The organism is Lysinibacillus sp. KU-BSD001 (genome assembly GCF_042920265.1).
GTDB lineage: Bacteria > Bacillota > Bacilli > Bacillales_A > Planococcaceae > Lysinibacillus_B.
The window spans coordinates 165,228-185,246 of sequence record NZ_JBDQZI010000007.1 but is presented as its reverse complement, the minus strand read 5'-3'; the positions used below and the strand labels follow the sequence as shown (position 1 = coordinate 185,246).

Sequence of the window (20,019 nt, the reverse complement as noted above, 5' to 3'; positions counted from 1 at the left end):
GTTACACAATGACGACATCAGTAATGACAAACGATACACGTGCAAAAGAATATATCAACAGCGTGTTCGAACAATTAAAACAAAAAAATGCACATCAACCTGAATTCTTACAAGCGGCTGAAGAAATTTTATTTTCTTTAACACCTGTATTTGCACAGCATCCTGAATATATCGAACACAATATTTTATCTCGTATCGTAGAGCCAGATCGTATCATTTCATTCCGTGTGGCGTGGCAAGACGATAACAACCAAGTACAAGTAAACCGCGGTTACCGTGTGCAATTCAACAACGTAATCGGACCATATAAAGGTGGTCTTCGCTTCCACCCAACAGTAAACGAATCCATTATGAAATTCCTTGCTTTCGAGCAAATCTTTAAAAACGCTTTAACTGGCCAACCAATCGGTGGTGGTAAAGGCGGCTCTGACTTCAATCCAAAAGGGAAATCAGATGCAGAAATTATGCGCTTCTGCCAAGCGTTCATGTCTGAATTATACCGTTATATCGGTCCAGATGTCGACGTTCCTGCAGGCGATATCGGTGTAGGCGCTCGTGAAGTTGGTTTCATGTGGGGACAATATAAACGCCTTCGCGGTGCATACGAAGCAGGTGTATTAACTGGTAAAAAACCTGGTTACGGCGGTTCGTTAGCTCGTAAAGAAGCAACTGGTTACGGCTTAGTCTACTTTACAGCGGAAATGTTACGTGAAAAAGATGAATCATTCTTAAATAAAACTGTAGTCGTATCTGGCTCAGGTAACGTTGCCATCTACGCAATCGAAAAAGCACAACACTACGGCGCGAAAGTAGTTGCATGTTCAGATTCAGCTGGTTACATCTATGATCCAGAAGGTATTGACCTTGCAGCAGTGAAAGAAATTAAAGAAGTAAAAGGCGATCGTATTCACACGTATTTAAACTACCGTCCGAACGCAGAATATCATGAAGGTTGCACAGGTATTTGGACAATTCCATGTGACATCGCCCTTCCATGTGCAACGCAAAACGAAATCAACAGTGAATCTGCACGTATTTTAGTAGCAAATGGTACAAAATTTGTTGCTGAAGGTGCAAATATGCCATCTGATTTAGAAGCAATCAATATTTATCTTGAAAATGACATTTACTTCGGTCCTGGGAAAGCGGCGAACGCTGGTGGTGTAGCTGTATCAGCACTTGAAATGGCTCAAAACTCTAGTCGTACAGCTTGGTCATTCAACAAAGTAGATGAAAAATTACAAGATATTATGAAATCAATCTACACAGAATCGAAAGAAGCGGCTGAAAAGTATGGCTACGCTGGCAACTTAGTAGTTGGTTCAAACATTGCTGGTTTTGTAAAAGTTGCAGACGGCATGGTCGCTGAAGGCGTATACTAATACTTTTACCCTTATTATATGGAAAAGATGATGACTGAGGTCATCATCTTTTTGTTGGATAATTGTTAGACGTCTCTCTTTAAAAATACGAACATTTTTATATTCACAACATTTAAATATTCGTGTTATAATCATTATGACATTGAAATTGGAGGGTTTTTTGTGGAATTAATCTATACTGGTAAAACGAAAGATGTATTTAAATTAGAAGATGGTCACTATCTATTAAAATTCAAAGATGATGTAACAGGTGAAAATGGCGTATTCGATCCAGGTGCAAATACTGTCGGTTTAACAATTGAAGGTGCTGGATTAGCTGGTCTTAAACTAACTCAATTCTTTTATTCACAATTAAATGAGCAAGGTGTACCCACTCACTTCGTAGATGCTAATTTTGAAGAGGCAACAATGACTGTTAAGCCAGCTACAGTATTTGGTAACGGCTTAGAAGTAATTTGCCGCTTTAAAGCTGTCGGTTCATTTTTACGTCGCTATGGTGCATATGTAAAAGAAGGACAAGATTTAGATGCGTTCGTTGAAGTAACAATTAAAGATGACGACCGTCAAGACCCTCCTATCTCAGCAGATGCTTTAAGTATGTTAAGTATTCTTTCTTTAGAAGAATATGCAATCTTAAAAGAGCGCACAGTTGAAATTGCAAAATTTGTAGGGGCTGAGCTAGCGAAAAAGGGCTTAACACTTTACGATATTAAATTAGAATTCGGTCGCGACGCAAAAACAAATGAAATTTTACTAATCGATGAAATTTCTGGTGGCAATATGCGCGCTTATAAAGGCGACACTTATATCGAGCCTTTAGAGCTTGAAAAAATTATGTTAGCTGAATAATTGTAAAACAAAACAAAGTCTTTTAGTTTATATGTACAAGAGGATGTTTGAAAAGTTACCCCTTTTCAAACACCCTCTTTTTTTATCCTACATTAACATGTAGTAATGGATTACATAGCAACGATATCTTTTAGTGGTTGATTGAATAATTCAGATACACCAGAATCAATCGCAGCAGAACCAACTGCTTTAGCTACTACCCCTGCCACACGCTCATCCATTGAGCTTGGTATAACAAATTCTTCATTTAACTCTTCTTCTGTCACAAGAGATGCAATCGCTTCTACAGCAGCTAATTTCATCGCTTCATTAATATCTGTAGCACGTACATCTAGTGCCCCGCGGAAAATACCTGGGAATGCTAACATATTATTAATTTGATTTGGATAGTCCGAACGACCAGTACCAATAATACGGACACCCCACGCCTTTGCATTTGCAGGTGTAATTTCTGGGTTTGGATTTGCTAATGCAAATATAATCGGATCTTTCGCCATCGATTTAATATGTGCTTCTGTTAATAAATCGGCAACGGATACACCGATAAATACGTCCGCCCCTACTAATGCATCATCTAATGAACCGCGTAACCCCTCAGGATTTGTTAAATTAGCAATACCGTCTTTAATTGGGTTCATCCCTTCAGGACGACCTTCGTAAATAATGCCTTTCGTATCGCACATGACAACGTTTTTATAGCCCATTTGCAGTAAGATACGTAAAATCGCAATACCTGCAGCACCAGCACCGTTAATCACAACTTTCATCGTTTCAACTTCTTTACCGATGATTTTATTTGCATTAATTAGTCCTGCACCTACTACGATTGCCGTTCCATGTTGGTCATCATGGAATACAGGAATATTACATTCTGCACGTAAACGGTCTTCAATTTCAAAACAACGCGGAGCAGAAATATCTTCTAAGTTAATACCACCATAAGTTGGTGAAATGGCCTTTACAACACGGACAATTTCATCTACATCTTTCGTGCCTAAACATACAGGTACAGCATCTACATTAGCAAAACGCTTTAATAATAATGCTTTCCCTTCCATTACTGGCAATGCTGCTTCTGGCCCAATATCTCCTAATCCTAAAACCGCTGTACCATCTGTAACAATCGCCACTAAATTCCCTTTCATTGTATAGTCATATACTAATGATGGATTTTTTTCAATTTCAAGACATGGAGCTGCTACCCCTGGTGAATACGCTAAGCTTAAATCATATTTATCTTGCACAGGTACCTTTGCACGTATTTCCATTTTCCCACCATAATGTTCATGCATTTCTAAAGACTTTTTCATTAAATCCACTGTTGAATTCCTCCTAATTAATCACAATTTTCTTTCTATTCTAGCCCTTTATATTTTAGTATCATATTGCTTTACCAAAGCAAAGTCAACAATAATATTATTTTTTTTTGAAAGAAAATCCCTAATCGTTAAAAACCCTTATTTTCTCATCAAATGCTCAATATTTCACAAATTATTTTTCCTATATTTAGGTTACATTTAATTATATTAATATAATTAAAGAAAGCACTTACATTTTATGAACCGTTTTATAGCATAGGGTTTTTTGTGAAGTAGTACACGTTTCATTTTCTCATGCAATATATGAATTGTTTCACAAAGTATCTCTATGAGATTTATGTGAAAAGCTACACAATGACACAATTTATTCACATTTTAAACACTATCTTTACATGCCACATACACTCGCTTAATATTTCTTTTCACTTAGCTTTCCTGTACAGTTATAAAAGTATTCATCATTGAAAGAAGGATTTTTATGTTATTCATTTTATTCGTAATTGGGTTTTTCGGAAATGTAATTGGTACACTTGCTGGTGGTGGTGGACTCATTACATTACCCACGATGTTATTACTTGGCATGCCTGTACACGCTGCGATTGGAGCAAATAAAGTAGCAAATACCGTCTCTACCTTGTCAAACTTTTATTCGGTATTGAAACGAAAAGAAATAACTAAGGAAGAAGTATTCCCTATTATCGTACTTTGCTTTATTGGTGGATTATTAGGTGGAGGACTTGCGTCATTATTTACAGAACAAACACTCACAATGATCGCTCTATGCTTATTACTGTTTGCTTTTGTTCTCTCATTTTTCGGAAAAACAGATTTCGGAGAACAATTGCAACTACGTGTTAAAAAACGAACAGCTTCCCTACTTATTGGAGTTGGTGTTTACGATGGCCTATTCGGTCCCGGAAGCGGCACACTCCTTTTATACATTTATGCAAGTGAAAAATTAGCGTATATGAAGGCCGTTGTATTAGGGCGCGTCGGCATCTTTGCGACATGTTTCGGTGCAGCGTTGATGTATATTGTAAATGGACAAATATTATGGGCACAAACACTCGCTTTAATGATTGGTTCCATCATTGGTGCGCAACTCGGCATCCTATTAGCAAGAAAAGTCAGTGCCAAACTAGCGAAGTACTTATTACGTATGATTACAGCGATTTTAATCGTCCAATTAATACTAGAACTGCTAAAATAGAATCTTATGATCCTATTCCTACTTATCCATTGCTCCACTGTATTTCATCTATTACACTTAAATGGATATAGGAGGCTCTTTTATATGACAGAAAACGATTCGAATAAACACGAAGAGCTCACTGAAGAAGAATTTTTGGAGCTCGTATTAGAAGAACAGCAAAAAGCATTAGCAGAAGAACGAGAACGGCGGAAACATGGTGTTATAAAAAAAAGACAAACACCTATGATAAGGATGTTTGTGTGGATTATGGCATGTATACTTGTTTTTAATACATTTGCCATTGTACTGAATATATACTCCATTCCTGCGATTGAATTTTTACAAGTATCTACTAAATTATCGAATCAGGAAGATATTCAGCAATATAAAAAGGCCGTTGTAGAAATATCAACTAGCGATAGTAAAGGAACTGGTTTTGCGATTTCAAATGATGGTTATATTATTACGAATGAACATGTCATTAATGATGCACTCCAGTTGACGGTTGTATTTCCTGATGACGGCATCTATGAAGCGGAAGTAATTGCAACCTACCCTGACATTGATACAGCACTTATAAAAGTAACGGGTGAGGATTTACCACACTTACAAGTCGCACAAACTTATACGTATAACGCAGAAGAACATATCTATTTTATCGGGAACCCATTATATTTTACAGGCATTGCAAACGAGGGAACTGTACTCGATTGGATACAGTTAACGGACTGGGAGCAGCCTGTGATGATGATGCAAGCTCCTGTTTATAAAGGAAATAGCGGTAGCCCTATTATTACCGAAACAGGAGAAGTTGTCGGTATTGTCTTTGCTACATTAAAAACAGAAGAACACGGCAAAGTGGGATTATTTGTGCCAATTGATTATTTTCATGCGGCAATGAAGCAATAAACGAAAAGAGGAATTTTATGCAACTACAATTTTTAGGAACAGGAGCAGGTATGCCTTCCAAAGAACGCAATGTAACATCCATCGCCCTTAAGCTATTAGATGAAATCGGAAGTATTTGGTTATTCGATTGCGGAGAAGGAACACAACATCAAATTTTACGTACAGCAATCAGACCACGCCGTATCGATAAAATCTTTATTACGCATGTACATGGCGACCATATTTTTGGTCTTCCAGGCTTGTTAAGCTCTCGTTCATTTTTAGGTGGTGAATCACCATTAACTATTTACGGTCCTGCTCATGTTCAAACATTTATTGAAACAGCGCTTCAAATGTCTAACACACATTTGACCTATCCGATTCATTTTATTGACGTACAAGAAGGCATTATATATGAAGATGCCCATTTTGTTGTGCACGCTAAAAAATTACAGCATGTGATCGAGTGCTTCGGCTACCGTATCGAACAAAAAGATTTACCTGGACAATTACTCGTCGAAAAAGTGCAGGCACTCGGCGTACCTCGGGGACCGCTTTATAAAGAGTTAAAATTAGGTCACAACGTAACGCTCGAAGATGGCACTATCGTGAAAGCAAGCGATGTATTGAGTGCACCTAAACCAGGATTCACTGTTACCATTTTAGGGGATACAAAATATTGCGATGCCTCTATTACCCTTGCAAAAGAGGCAGATCTCGTTGTACATGAAGCGACATTTGATGCTTCTACAACAAATTTAGCTGCTAGTTATGGACATGCAACAAATGTAGAAGCAGCAACAGTTGCTAAAAAGGCACAGGCGAAGAACTTAATTATGACACATATTAGCGCTCGCTTTTTAAAGCAAGATGTAGAAAAATTAGTGAATGAAGCGCGGACAGTATTCCCCCATACATTCGTAGCAGACGATTTTGCGCTATTTGAACTCAAAAACGGACAGTTAACAAAAGAATAAAGCGAGGTGTGTTGTATTGTACAACACACCTCGCCGACTATTAACAAATGCCCATTTTGTCTAACATATATGATTTAAAATTTATGGTAATAATAACTCAACAAAATCTACAGGTACATATGTTTTTGTTGGTTCTAGTAAAGCAGGTGCTTCTTCAAAATAATGCAATGCGCGGTTATGTCCGTACGCTTTTTCACCGCGTGTAATCGTAAATGAAGCATTTTGCTTAGATAGAATCGCCCCTTTACCTGTTGCTTTTACAGTCCACCCTAACTTTTCAGCAATTAGGCGAAGTGGTACCATCTTCACACCATTCACCACATAGGAGTCGCCCTCAATAATTTGCTGAATCGCTGCCATTTCCTCGGAAACTTCTTCTTCCTCATCGTAGCTTAAAACAATGATTTTTGATGGTGTTGTTTGTGCAGGAATGCTAAATGTCGTGAATGTGTAAAATACAGCAACATCTTTCCCTACAATATCTTCTGCTTGTAAAGCTGTCCCTGATAGATTTTCAATTACCGTATCTTCTGAAATATTTAATTTCAGCTCTTCATTTGCAAAGCTTTCATCGAACTGTGCCACTTTTACAAAGCCCATTTCTTCTGTTTGTACAACAATTAACTCTGGTGAATATTGTGGTGGATAAATTAAAATCATCGGTTTATTGGCATTGACATACGCTGTAAATTCCATTCCTTCTTGTAATTCTACAGGTTTGCCTGTGTTATCCACGACGACTGTATCTTCCCCTACAACGATGCTAAACATGTCATCTTGTTGTTCGATTAATGCATAGTACGTCCCATTATCACGTTTTTCAAACGCTGGGAATGTTCCTGTCAATTTGATGAAGCTTTCTTGGACTTGCTCCTCTTTGTCGTCATTTTCACTTGCATTTACTGGTACAACATCTAACTCATTAGCAAACCCAGCTGGTGCAAATGCTCCCCCTACTAATAGTGCGGATAAAGCAAATGGTACTGATTTTTTCATGATTGTCTCTCCTTTAAAAGTGGATTCAATAAATTGGTCGAATAACTTTGTAAAAGGTTACAATTTTTTATATTTATTTTAATTTTAGTGTAATAATATGTAAATAATTTTGTTCCCTAATTAATACATGGCTAAAAGCGGGGGCCTTTTGAAAAATGAAAAAACACCAGAATGCTGTTTGATGAACATTCTGGTGTTTTGCTTCTTATGAGCATTGGGCTAAAATACGCCCTCAGTTGTGCTATATTGTCACTTTACGCAAACATATTAATTGTAAAGATAATGACCGGCATGGATATTACATCAATTAAAAACGCGCCGACAATCGGTACAACTAAAAATGCTGTACGTGATGGGCCAAAGCGACTTGTTGCTGCTGCCATGTTCGCCATCGCATTCGGCGTAGCACCGAGTGTATGACCACAGAAACCCGAAACCATCACCGCTGCATCGAAGTTTTTTCCTAAAACGCGGAATAGAATGAAAATTGAGAACAGAATTACAATAAGAACTTGAATCGCTACAATGATTAATAATGGTAATGCTAATTCTGCAATTTCCCATAGTTTAATACTCATTAGTGCCATTGATAAGAAAATTCCTAATGTAATGTCACCAATTAAGTCTACAATACGCATATTAATGGCATTTGGCGCTACACGGTCTACAACATTGCGGACAATAACCGCTGCAAACATTGCCCCTACATAACCTGGTAATGCATAACCCGTTGCTTCTGAGAACCAAGTACCGATATAAGAACCGACTGCCATTGCAAATGTAATGAGTAATACTTGTGTAAAGAAGTTATCTGTTGTAATTTCCTCTTTTACTTCTTCAACTTCCTTAGCATTTTGCAATTCTGTTTCAGATGGCTTTAAATTATATTTCGTCATTAAATATTTAACGACAGGACCACCGACTAAACCACCCGCAACTAAACCTAAAGTAGCTGCCGCTGCACCAACTGATAATGCGGAACTAACGCCTAATGCTTCCACTGTTTGACCATAAGCAGCTGCACCACCATGTCCACCAGACATCGATACAGCACCGGCCATCATACCGATTAACGGCTCAATGCCTAATACTTTTGCAAGAGAAACCCCAACTACATTTTGAATAACTGCAATTGAACCAGCTGCAATCCAATAAATAATTAATAATTTCCCACCTAATTTAATAAGACTAAAACTTGCCCCTAGACCTACTGTCGTAAAGAACGTAATCATAAATAAACTTTGTAGTGATGTATCTACTGTAATTTCAACAATGTTAAAATATTTTAAAAACGTGACGATTATTGCAAAGAGTAATCCACCTACTACAGGTGCCGGAATACAGAATTTTTGTAAAATAGGACTACGTTTAATTAAAATTGTGCCGATTGTTAATACAAATACGGCTAGGAAAATTGTCGCTGTCTGATCGAATGTCATTTCTTAATCTCCTTTTGTAAGTTGGGGTTGATTTCCGTTCTATTCAATAAATAGTTTATCGAATTACTGATCATCCCCGAATTTGTGTCATAAATCTGTAAATTGCAAAACCACTTCATTAATAAGATGAGCCCCTAATTTGACTGTGCGTAAATCTAAATCTAATGCTGGATTGACTTCGCATATATCAAACGAAACCACTTTCTCAAATGCTGTGATAAATCGAAGAAGGTGACGAACTTGAATGGCAGATAGACCAAATGGTGAAGGAGCACTTACACCAGGCGCCTCAGCCGCATTTAATACATCTGTACATAGCGTGACATATACGACTTCATGTGCTTCGATAAACTCAGCTAGTCTTGCTTGTACTTGTTCTAAATGCCCAAGCATCTCATCCTCTAAAATATAGTTTACCCCGTATTTGTTTGCTTGTTCAAACAAGTCACGTGTATTTCCATAACGCTGAATTCCCACAACAAAATAAGAAGCATTTGAATCCTCATCTAAAATTTGGCGGAACATTGTACCAGATGAAGTTTGTTTTTCGTATGGTCGCATATCAAAATGTGCATCAATATTAATAATGCCTATTTTAGCTTGTGGATATGCTTGGCGAACACCTAAGTAATGACCATAAGTTGTTTCATGACCGCCACCTAATACAATGACCGGGATTTTTTTCTCTAAAATATCCTTTACTCTTTTACCAAGTGCCTGTTGCGCCTCTTCTAACTCATCATTATGACAAGTGATGTTTCCTGTATCATATAGCATACTTTTTTCCGAACCATGCCAAGATATACTTGATAATGCTTGGCGTAAAGCTTGTGGTGCATCTTTTGCACCAATTCTTCCTTGGTTACGTGCTACACCTGCTTCACATTCAAAACCAACAAAGGCTACGCTCTTTTCACCTTGAGATAAAGCGGTATGCTCAATCACTTTTACTATTTGATGATATCTTAATGTAAGCGGTGTCACTGGATTATCTACTCGCCCCTGCCAATTTGTCTTTCCCATAACATGAACTCCTCTCTGTACTATCTAAGTATATTGTTACATTTATCATAAATCTAATATATAATATACATAAAATTATAGTTTAAATTTATAAATGAGGTTAAACAGCATGGATATTAGACAACTAGAGTATTTTATACAGCTTGTTGATTCAATGAGCTATTCAAAAGCATCGGAACAATTGCATATTTCGCAACCATCTCTTTCTATTGCAATAAAAAAATTGGAAGCCGAGGTAGGGCACCCCCTTCTAGAACGTCACACTAGAAAATTACAGCTTACAGATGTAGGAGAATTATTATACGCACGAGCAAAAGAGATTTTATTGAACGTAAAAATTTTACGTCAGGAATTGGATGAAACTGGTAAATTCGGACAAGGTGAAATAGCCCTTGGTGTCATTGAATCCGTGAAATATTGGGTTCCTTCAACTATTCATCAACTCAAAAACATTTACCCTCAAATGCATTTTAAACTTGCTGATGTATTAAGTGCAGCAGAAGTGAAAAAATCTTTAAAAACACAGCATACACATGTGAATATTACAAATCAACAAGTGGAAGATGATGCCGTAGCAGCGATTAAATTATACGACGAACCACTCGTCATCGTATTTCCAAAAGAACATCCGCTCGCCGAAAAGGAGCATTTAACACTAGCTGATTTAAAAAATGAGCCCTTTATTATTTGTGCTGAAGGATTTCAATCTAGAAAAGATATTTTAACCGCCTTTCATGCAGAAAATATTAATCCCAATATCTATTACGAGGTGGAGCATTTCGAAACAGCCGTCTCACTTGTGCGGGGAAATTTAGGGATTACGATTTTACCTGAAAGTTATTTACAAGGACCGACTGCTAATTCGATCGTCCAACGAAATATTCATCACCCACTACTACATCGTTCCGTCTATTTAACATACTTGCGTCACCGCCATTTACCACTTGCCATGCAACATTACATTGACATTGTAAAAGATTACTTTCATATTATAGATTAAAAAAGAGTGTAGACAAAGTTAAAATTTGTCTACACTTATTTTTAAGTAAAACTTAAACCATTAAAATATTCAAATCGTTACTAATATTTCTCCTGAAAATACAGCGGTTCCTGAGATAGAAATAGATATGCCTTCATTTACATGCACATATACTTTTCCTTCTTTATTCATTTCATGACCTTGTTCTACAATGAATGTGGCAGGAAGCATGAAATCTGGCTTTATAAATTGTTTATAATATGCACCCATGACACCTGAAGCCGTTCCTGTTACTGGGTCTTCCAGTATGCCAGCAGATGGGGAAGAAAAATGACGACCATGCATCGTACTTTCAGCATCATATACGTCTAAGCATAACGGATGGATGGATACATTTGGCTTTGCAGGGGTTAGCGCTGGAAACTTCTCTTGCTGTGGTTGCATTTTTGAAAAGCTTTCTAGTTTCTTAATCGGGACAATCAATGTCCAGTTACCCGTGCTACCATACATGACAGGATAGCGTTCATCCAGTTCATCCACACCTAGTCCAATAGAAGCTGCTAATTCTGCTATAGAACCTTCAAATGGGATAAATTCGGGTGCGGCTTGTTGCATCGTAATGAGTATTTGCCCCTCTTCCTCTCTTACTTCAATTGGTAATATACCTGCCTTCGTCTCAATTGAAAAACGATTTTGTTCCATCATCCCTGCTTCTTTCATCGCAAAAACTGTTCCGATTGTTGCATGTCCACACAAATTTGCCTCAAAACCTGGCGTAAAGAAACGGATACGATAATCTGCTACTTCCGATGGTAGCACAAAGGCTGTTTCGCTAAATCCTACTTTTTTTGCCATCAATTGCATTTCTAATTCTGTGTAATCCTGCCCATTTAACACAACTCCTGCTGGATTTCCCTTATTCGGCTTTGTACTAAATGCGTCAATATGTAATACTTTCTCTTTTTTCATAACAGACCTCCATATATGCATTTTAATGTTCCAGCATAACTTTTGCTGGGATACGGCAGTGTTTCGCTCATGCCAGACGGTTTGAATCGGATACAGCGACGTTTTGCTCCGATACCGTAGCTTTTTGACCGTTCAATGTCGACAGTGTTATTTGGATACAATTGGTAGTTTCCCAATAATCATACTCCTATCACGTACTTTCATTTCTCTTCCTTATATAAATAGGCGAAATCACGAATGATTTCGCCTATCTACTATTCTTCACCTGTTGCTATAGGATACTTTGTAATCCAATCGCTATAACTACCGACATATAATTTTACATGATCATAGCCTGCTTCTTTTAATACTGTATATAACGGGGAAGCAGTAACACCTGAGCCACAGTAAACGACTACTTCTTGATCCGTTGGTACAGCCTGCTTTAGCTCATCTGTTACAACAAGGTGAGTACCGTCTTTTACTTGCTCCCAGTCAAAATTCTTCGCTGTTGGGATATGACCAGCTACTGGGTCCAGTGGCTCGTGCTCCCCACGGTAACGAATGGCCGCGCGTGCATCTAGTAATATTGCTTCTTTTGCACCTTCCGTAATCGCCTTTACATATTCACGATCAGCATAGATGTCCTGTTGCCAATTGGGTGTAATACTTGAACGATCAAATGATTCTTTATTTGATGTCGTAGCATACCCTGCATTTTTTAATGCTTCAAACCCGCCATTTACAATAGAGACATTTTCAAATCCAGCATATTTCAACATCCACCAAGCACGAGGAGCAAAAGGTGCTCCCCCTTGGTCATAAATATAAATACGATCTGCTAAATGTAAGCCAACATGCTCAAATAATTCAATAAGTTGCTCTTTTTCTGGCATTGGATGACGACCAGCTTGTTTTGACATGTCCGATAAGTCTTTTTCCAAATCAAAATAAACGGCTCCTGCCACATGCTCTTTTTCGTATTGTGTACGCCCTTCATTGTTGTCCATTAAATTAAAGCGTACATCAATAAAGCGGGCAGGTGTTTCTACTTGATCTACCGTTACAAATACATTTGTCATTTGAGCCACCCCTTATTTTTGAAGTTGTGCATAAATTTCTTTCCACGTTGCAAGACGACTTTCTTCTTGCAGTAGCATGCGCTCTGTTTCGATTTGCTCCAGTGCTTGTCCAAACAGGTGTAGACGTAACCCTTCTGCTTCCTGTGCAATAAAACGCATTGCCCAATCTTGCAGGCGGTTCTTTTCATCTTCAACATATTGTTGTGCATCTGGTTTTGTTAAGTTTTCCAGTGCTTCTTTTAGCTGTTCTTTCTCATTTTTCTCAAAGAACGCTTTTTGATTTTTATAATACGATTTTACGCTCGCGTACTTCTCACGATGACTAAATGGCCCTACGAAGTCTAAAATGCTAGGCTCTTCTGACTCATAAGCTAAAAATGAGAAGCTATGGTTAAACTCTTTTAAGTTTTGTGCATCTTCTTTGAAGCGTTCTTTCATTTTCTTTTGTACAAACTGTGCTAGACGGAAGTTTGTAACACGCATTTCCTGTGAAAAATCAAAACTTAACGCTTGTAATACTTCTTTTAACGCCGTATCTAATGCTTGTTGTGTTGGCATTTGCGCAAACGTTGACGGGTTATAGCTTTCACGGAAGAAATCTGGATAACGATAGTACACACGTTGCATGACGTAGTACAATAACTCATCAAGCTCTTGTTTTGTATCCGACTCAAGCATCGCGGTATTCGTTGAGCTATATGTGTTACGCACATGTTGCTCAAGTTGCGTCAGTTCCGCTAGACGCTCATCTTTACGCTTTAAGTTTTCTTCTGTTTGCTGGATTAAATCATGAAGACGTGCATGTGTCTTCTCTACTTCCTCGTGTAAAGCTTGTACGGCAATACTCATTAACTCATCATTTAGGAAATGATGGAATGCATCTTCGAATGGTGCCATACCTGAATCGAAGTGAGCTTGCTCTTGCTTTTCCTTCAACGCCATTAAACTTGATACGCCGTATAGACGAGGGAAACGGATACCAAAACGTTGTAATTCTGAACGAACATACCCTTTTACCTCTTCGGCTTCTTCTGCTGTTGAAGCTAAGTCAATCGCATTTACGACGAAGAACATTTTATCCAGCTCAAACGCATCTTTTACGCGCCCTAACTGAATTAAAAATTCGCGGTCTGCTTTAGCAAATGCGTGATTGTAATACGTAATAAATAAAATCGCATCTGCATTTCGAATATAGTCGAACGCTACCCCTGTATGGCGTGCATTAATGGAGTCCGCTCCTGGTGTGTCTACTAATGTGACACCCATACGAGTTAACGGTGAATCAAAATAGAAATCGATATTGTCAACAAAACATGATTTGTTTTCTTGCGCAACAAATTTCTCAAAGTCTTCACGATTAACACGAATGACTGTGCCAAGCTTTTCTTTAAATTCATTGTAGCCTTCTGAATAAGCGCGAATAAATGATTTATGCACATTTAAACGCTCATCTGTTAACTCCACAGCCAGTCCTTCTGCAGCACGATTGAATGCCTCATCTAATGAAGAAACACGTAAACCAATTGCTTCATAGGAGCCTTGAATATCTTCTAAAAGCTGAGCGGCTGTTTTTAATTGAACATCTGCTGTTTCGTGTGGATGCTCTGGTGTGACTGGACGGATTTTATTGATGGCTGCCGTCGTTGGGTTTGGCGATACAGGCAGTACCTTTGAGCCCATTAATGCGTTAGAAAAGCTTGATTTCCCTGCACTAAATGCACCGAATAAGGCAATGGTGAAGTCTTTTTTCTGTAAACGCTCCACCTTTTTCGTTAAGAAGTTTGCTACTTCTTTAAAGCCTTGAACATTCCCTACTGCTTGAGCAGTTTTCAGTGCACTTGCAACAACTGCCTCCGTATTATGAGATGAACTTGCTTGCGTTAGCGCCATTTCTTCAAATACTTCTTGCTGCTGCTCTTTTGGTATAAGCATCGATTCATCGAATGGGCGAATATCAGCTAATGCCTTTTCGTAATCTTGTTGCCACTTCACAAATTGATTTTTCGCAGCTGCTCGCGTCTCTTTTGAACTTTGCTTCATTTGCTGATCGCTGAATACTTTCTGTTCATCAATTGCTTGAATTTGTTTAATCGCATGAATTTTATCTTTCATTGCATTCATTTTTAGCTGAACCGGTGCTGCTGCTTCTTGTGCCACTTGCTGTAAAACAGGTTGCATTTCTTTTAACCACGCATCTGTGTCACGAATGAAGAAACGTTTTGTTGCTTCTGCTACACGGTTTGCAAAGTTTAAGACGGCATCCCCTGTTACCATGACGTTTCCTTGTACTTGATCTTCAATTACTGAAAACGGCACCGTAAACTCACGCGCATCAACCTCTGCTGCACGCGCATCTGTTAAAGCACCTACATCTTTTAATGCTTGCTTCATTAAAGACTTCATTAAACCGACGATTTGTGATTGTAAAACGGTTTGGTATTGATCTTTAACCTCTTGTGCACGACGTTCTTTTTCTTCGGCCGTTTTCTTTTTCGCTGTAAATAAACCACCGACTTTGAACCCCTCGGCGCGTGATTCTAAATATGCGCGCAACTTTTCACGCAAATCAGCTGGAATAATCGTTGCATTATCTAAAATATCTTTCCGTTTCTCTTCAAAACGCTCCGTCCATTGTTCATATGAGAATAATTCTGTTTGTGTCGTTAATCTATTGTATTGTTCTAATAAATCCTCGCGGTGTTGCCAATCATCTTCAGATAGTACTTCTTCATATGTTTCAAAGCGCTCCTCTTTTTCAGTCGCTAAAAACGCCTCATGCTCATGGTGCAACTTCACTAATGTATTTTTCGCTGTTAGTACAAGCTGCTCCTGCCAATCTTCCATAGAATCCATGACAATTTTCTTTACTTTTGGAAAATCATTATGTGGATGATCTGTTGCCTTTAATGAAGTAAAGAAAATATCTTTTGGATAAACGCCCCATGCCGCAAATGAACTATGAACAGACTGTTTAAAGTCTTCAAAAGATAATTCTGCATCGCGGTGTTTATCGATTTGATTCACGATTAAATAGACATTTGCATTGTATTTCATTAATTGCTTTGTAAATTGGAAGTTCAATTCAGATTGAACATGGTTATAGTCCATTGTATAAAACACAACATCCGCAATATGTAGTGCTGATTCCGTACTCATTGCATGTGCGTCATCTGTTGAATCTACCCCAGGTGTATCCATAACTGTTACCCCCGCTGGTAAAGTAGATGTAGAATGACCAATTTCAATTTGAGATACAAGCTCACCATTTTTACTTAATTCTTTTACTTGTTTAATATCATATCCTGCTTCAAATTTAACAGGCTTTTCATTGTGCAAATACAGAATCGCGAAATCTTCATCAGATTTATGCACCTTTACAATGTTCGCACTTGTAGGGATTGGACTTGTCGCTAAAATGTTTTCTCCGGAAAGGGCGTTAATCATGCTCGACTTCCCTGCTGAGAAGTGACCGGCAAAGCCGATTACATATTCTTTTTGCAATAGCTTACGGGCAAATAAATGCAGCTTCTCCATTCGTTCTGTGTCGTGGTTTTGTTCATAGATTGTGTATTGGATAGAAGATTGTTGTAATAACTCTTCAATTTGTTGCTCTAAAGCATTCATTCTTTCTAATGCCCCTTTGTTCTTATTTTTGTCATAAACATATAGTAACACGAATGAGCTTGAAAATCGGCTATAAAATTACACGATTCACTACTTTTTTCTATTTTTCTGTTAATTTATTGTTTTAAAATCTGTCTATTTTCTTGAAATTGCATGATAGAAATGCAATAAATAAAATATTCTATTTATTACCTTGCTATATTTAGTCTGTACATACATAAATTCCTTATGATACCATGGGGAAAAAGCAAGAAAAGGGGGATAAGGTTATGAGTACATCGAAGCACATTCAAACAATTTTAAATGGAACGATTCACGCACTACAAACTATTTTACCTATGAATATAAATGTTGCCTCCCCATCTCTTGTAGTAGAACCTTATATTCAGGAGGAAATGGGTGTATTAATTGGGATTGTAGGAGATTTAAAGGGTCGTATTATTATTGATGGCTCGCCTTCTACATTTGGCAGTATTGGCTCAAGTATGTTTGGTATGCCACTTGAAGGTGAAATGCTCGAATCATTTACAGGGGAATTTGGTAATATGATTGCAGGAAATCTTTGTACACACGCTGGTCAACATGAACTTGAGTTAGATATTACACCGCCTACTGTAATGGTTGGTAATACGAAGCTATACGGTTTCCACCATGCTTTTCAATTACCTGCTACTATTAGTGATATCGGCGACATTACTATTTTACTGACAATTGACGAAGAAGATTAAACACGTAAGCAACCGCTTGCGTGTTTTTTTGTTTCAAATTTATTTTCAAACGACTCTCTTCATTTCTTAAATCCTTCAATTTTTTCACACTTTCTTCACAAAATCCCCCTCTCCCTGTGAATTTTCTCACATCGTGTAAAAAGCTTTTTTTATATGATGAAAACACGTACTACTCTAATAAAGCTTAATAAGGAGGGATCTATATGGCACATAAGAAAAAGGCTGAGGCAGATTTAAAAGGTACGCTCCTCATGACGTTCGGAGTAGGTTTAATCATCATCATTGTTTGGGGCGCTTGTTTTGGCATATTCATGGATCGTTTTTAAAATCAAATTGACGCTTTAAGGAGGGGATTATGATGCACATACATAAGTACGAAAAATGGTGGCTTATGTTTGGTGGCGGTGCGCTTGTAGCATTTCTTATTATCTTAGGGATTGGTGCTTTCCATAACGGGACGCATCCAAATGAAGGAAGACAGACAATCGATTATGAAAATGTAGACAATATTGCACCGTTTAACAACCCAGGTGTACACAAAGTAGAGGGAAAAGATTGGGATTATGAAGTTGTACTTGTCGCTTCAGCATTCAACTATAACCCTAGTGATATCGAAGTCCCTCTTGGATCGGTTGTTAAGTTTTACGCAACAACAAAAGATGTCATTCATGGGTATCAAATCGCCCAAACTAATATTAACATGATGCTTGAGCCTGGTTATATTTCCGAATACGTGGCAGAGATGAACCAAGCTGGTGAATATGTAATCGTATGTAACGAATACTGTGGTACTGGACATACATTCATGTACGGTACACTGAAGGTGGTGGACGAAAATGCAGAAGACAGTCAATAATGTACTTGTAGAGGAAAGAACGGTAATTGAAAAAGATTCTAAGCCTACATTACCAAAGCAAAAAAACGTCGCTCAATTTATTCGTGTAGAAGGCAAAGACGCAAAATTAGCCATGGCACATATGTATGTCGCATTTATCGCTTTATTATTAGGTGGCCTTGCAGGTTTACTACAAGTTTTAGTTCGCTCTGGTGAATTCACATTACCAACAGGCATTAAAATTGGCTATTATCAAGTGTTAACCGTTCACGGGATTTTACTCGCGCTTATTTTAACAACTTTTTTCATTCTAGGGTTTCAACTAGCCGCTGTTAGTCGTACTGCTGGTGCCTTTACAAACACACAACGCAAAATCGGTTGGATTGGTTTTTGGTTAATGGTCATCGGTACCGCTGCTGCTGCAACAATGGTTTTATTAAATAAAGCAACTGTACTTTATACTTTTTATGCTCCGCTACAAGCACACTGGATTTTTTATCTTGGTTTAACGCTTGTTGTAGTTGGCTCTTGGCTACTATGTATTATGCAAATAATGAAATACCGCGAGTGGAAAAAAGCGCACCCTGGTGAGATATCGCCTTTACTAACATTTCTGGCGATAGTTAATTCGATTCTGTGGATTACAGCGTCTTTAGGCGTAGCTGTTGAAGTGCTATTCCAATTATTACCATGGTCACTCGGTTTAGTTGAACGAATCGATATACTTTTATCTCGTACATTATTCTGGTATTTCGGGCATGCATTAGTATACTTCTGGTTATTACCTGCTTATATGGCTTGGTATGTTGTAGTTCCAAAAGTGATTGGTGCAAAAATTTTCTCTGATTCGCTTGCTCGTTTATCATTCATGTTATTCTTACTATTCTCGTTCCCAGTAGGTATTCACCACCAGTTAACAGAACCTGGTATTGATGGATTCTGGAAATTCATTCAAGTTGTCTTAACATTCTTTGTTGTGATTCCTTCTTTACTAACAGCCTTCTCCATGTTCGCCACATTTGAACTGCGTGGTCGCGAACTCGGTGGACGTGGCATTCTTGGTTGGTTTAAAGCATTACCTTGGGGCGATTCTCGCTTCTTATTACCATTCATTGGGATGGTAGCATTTATTCCTGGTGGTGCAGGCGGTATCGTCAACGCTTCTCACCAAATGAACCAATTAGTTCACAATACGATTTGGGTAACAGGTCACTTCCATTTAACAGTGGCAACGACAGTCGTGTTAACCTTCTTTGGTGTAGCATTTTGGTTAATCCCTCATTTAACGGGACGAACGCTCACACCAAAATTAAACTACTTAGGTAACATTTCAGGTATTCTTTGGGGTACAGGCATGCTCATTATGTCTTTTACTATGCATATTGCCGGCTTACTAGGAGCCCCTCGCCGCTCTGAGTTTTCAACGTACGGCGGTGCTGAAATGGCTTATGATTGGGTTCCGTATCAAATTGCTCAAGCAATTGGTGGTACCATTTTATTTATCACGATTATTCTTATTATGTATATCGTTATAAACTTAACTTGGTTTGCACCAAAAGGGCAAGAAGAGTTCCCTGTTGCTGAAGTTGCTGCTGGTGCTGAAAAAACACCTGCCATTCTAGAAAACTTTAAAGTATGGGGTATCATTTTAGTGGCGCTTATCTTGTTTGCTTACACAATCCCGATCTATGAAATTATTACGAACTCACCAGCAGGCTCAAAAGGGTTCCAGTTCTGGTAATAAGAAAAGCACAAGCA

17 protein-coding genes are annotated in these 20,019 nt (G+C 38.1%); 10 read left to right on the top strand and 7 right to left on the bottom strand.

Annotated features, from left to right (window positions below):
* The first annotated feature begins 8 nt into the window (after positions 1–8).
* A complete protein-coding gene (gene gdhA / locus AAGS61_RS12400; protein WP_391372150.1) occupies positions 9–1,382 on the top strand; it encodes an NADP-specific glutamate dehydrogenase in 1,374 nt (457 codons plus the stop codon).
* 162 nt (positions 1,383–1,544) lie between these two features.
* Positions 1,545–2,231 (top strand): phosphoribosylaminoimidazolesuccinocarboxamide synthase, encoded by a 687-nt coding sequence (locus AAGS61_RS12395; protein ID WP_391372147.1) that lies wholly within the window; start codon positions 1,545–1,547, stop codon positions 2,229–2,231.
* A gap of 110 nt (positions 2,232–2,341) precedes the next feature.
* Here AAGS61_RS12395 and AAGS61_RS12390 read toward each other — a convergent pair whose 3' ends face one another.
* On the bottom strand, positions 2,342–3,550 hold the full coding sequence (locus AAGS61_RS12390; protein WP_391372145.1) for an NAD(P)-dependent malic enzyme: 1,209 nt from the start codon (positions 3,548–3,550) through the stop codon (positions 2,342–2,344).
* 478 nt (positions 3,551–4,028) lie between these two features.
* Here AAGS61_RS12390 and AAGS61_RS12385 point away from each other — a divergent pair, with 478 nt between their 5' ends.
* The 3 genes from AAGS61_RS12385 (at position 4,029) to rnz (ending at position 6,607) form a co-directional block, all read left to right on the top strand.
* The gene (locus tag AAGS61_RS12385) at positions 4,029–4,760 is read left to right on the top strand and encodes a sulfite exporter TauE/SafE family protein (RefSeq protein WP_391372142.1); all 732 of its coding nucleotides are present in this window, start codon (positions 4,029–4,031) and stop codon (positions 4,758–4,760) included.
* Positions 4,761–4,844: 84 nt separating this feature from the next.
* Positions 4,845–5,651, top strand: a complete 807-nt coding sequence (locus AAGS61_RS12380) for a S1C family serine protease (protein WP_391372139.1) — start codon at positions 4,845–4,847, stop codon at positions 5,649–5,651.
* A 17-nt stretch (positions 5,652–5,668) separates the two neighbouring features.
* Positions 5,669–6,607: a ribonuclease Z gene (rnz, locus tag AAGS61_RS12375; protein WP_391372137.1), complete on the top strand. Its 939-nt coding sequence runs from the start codon at positions 5,669–5,671 to the stop codon at positions 6,605–6,607.
* Between the two features lie 81 nt (positions 6,608–6,688).
* Here rnz and AAGS61_RS12370 read toward each other — a convergent pair whose 3' ends face one another.
* The 3 genes from AAGS61_RS12370 to hutG all read right to left on the bottom strand — a co-directional run bounded on the left by AAGS61_RS12370 (position 6,689) and on the right by hutG (position 10,065).
* On the bottom strand, positions 6,689–7,603 hold the full coding sequence (locus AAGS61_RS12370; protein ID WP_391372135.1) for a stalk domain-containing protein: 915 nt from the start codon (positions 7,601–7,603) through the stop codon (positions 6,689–6,691).
* 254 nt (positions 7,604–7,857) lie between these two features.
* The gene (gene gltS / locus AAGS61_RS12365) at positions 7,858–9,042 is read right to left on the bottom strand and encodes a sodium/glutamate symporter (protein ID WP_391372133.1); all 1,185 of its coding nucleotides are present in this window, start codon (positions 9,040–9,042) and stop codon (positions 7,858–7,860) included.
* A gap of 87 nt (positions 9,043–9,129) precedes the next feature.
* On the bottom strand, positions 9,130–10,065 hold the full coding sequence (gene hutG / locus AAGS61_RS12360; protein ID WP_391372131.1) for a formimidoylglutamase: 936 nt from the start codon (positions 10,063–10,065) through the stop codon (positions 9,130–9,132).
* 109 nt (positions 10,066–10,174) lie between these two features.
* Between hutG and AAGS61_RS12355 the strand changes: the two genes are divergently transcribed.
* Positions 10,175–11,065: a LysR family transcriptional regulator gene (locus AAGS61_RS12355; protein ID WP_391372129.1), complete on the top strand. Its 891-nt coding sequence runs from the start codon at positions 10,175–10,177 to the stop codon at positions 11,063–11,065.
* A gap of 69 nt (positions 11,066–11,134) precedes the next feature.
* Here AAGS61_RS12355 and AAGS61_RS12350 read toward each other — a convergent pair whose 3' ends face one another.
* The 3 genes from AAGS61_RS12350 to AAGS61_RS12340 all read right to left on the bottom strand — a co-directional run bounded on the left by AAGS61_RS12350 (position 11,135) and on the right by AAGS61_RS12340 (position 16,698).
* Positions 11,135–12,013, bottom strand: coding sequence for a PhzF family phenazine biosynthesis protein (locus AAGS61_RS12350; RefSeq protein ID WP_391372127.1), 879 nt, complete (start codon positions 12,011–12,013; stop codon positions 11,135–11,137).
* A 254-nt stretch (positions 12,014–12,267) separates the two neighbouring features.
* A complete protein-coding gene (locus AAGS61_RS12345) occupies positions 12,268–13,074 on the bottom strand; it encodes a sulfurtransferase (RefSeq protein WP_391372125.1) in 807 nt (268 codons plus the stop codon).
* Between the two features lie 12 nt (positions 13,075–13,086).
* The gene (locus tag AAGS61_RS12340) at positions 13,087–16,698 is read right to left on the bottom strand and encodes a dynamin family protein (RefSeq protein ID WP_391372123.1); all 3,612 of its coding nucleotides are present in this window, start codon (positions 16,696–16,698) and stop codon (positions 13,087–13,089) included.
* Between the two features lie 269 nt (positions 16,699–16,967).
* Here AAGS61_RS12340 and AAGS61_RS12335 point away from each other — a divergent pair, with 269 nt between their 5' ends.
* The 4 genes from AAGS61_RS12335 to AAGS61_RS12320 all read left to right on the top strand — a co-directional run bounded on the left by AAGS61_RS12335 (position 16,968) and on the right by AAGS61_RS12320 (position 20,002).
* The gene (locus AAGS61_RS12335; RefSeq protein ID WP_391372121.1) at positions 16,968–17,426 is read left to right on the top strand and encodes a chemotaxis protein CheX; all 459 of its coding nucleotides are present in this window, start codon (positions 16,968–16,970) and stop codon (positions 17,424–17,426) included.
* A gap of 203 nt (positions 17,427–17,629) precedes the next feature.
* Positions 17,630–17,752: a hypothetical protein gene (locus AAGS61_RS12330; protein ID WP_391372119.1), complete on the top strand. Its 123-nt coding sequence runs from the start codon at positions 17,630–17,632 to the stop codon at positions 17,750–17,752.
* Between the two features lie 32 nt (positions 17,753–17,784).
* Positions 17,785–18,282 (top strand): cytochrome c oxidase subunit II, encoded by a 498-nt coding sequence (locus tag AAGS61_RS12325; RefSeq protein ID WP_391372117.1) that lies wholly within the window; start codon positions 17,785–17,787, stop codon positions 18,280–18,282.
* 112 nt (positions 18,283–18,394) lie between these two features.
* A complete protein-coding gene (locus tag AAGS61_RS12320) occupies positions 18,395–20,002 on the top strand; it encodes a b(o/a)3-type cytochrome-c oxidase subunit 1 (RefSeq protein ID WP_391372212.1) in 1,608 nt (535 codons plus the stop codon).
* Positions 20,003–20,019: the final 17 nt, after the last annotated feature.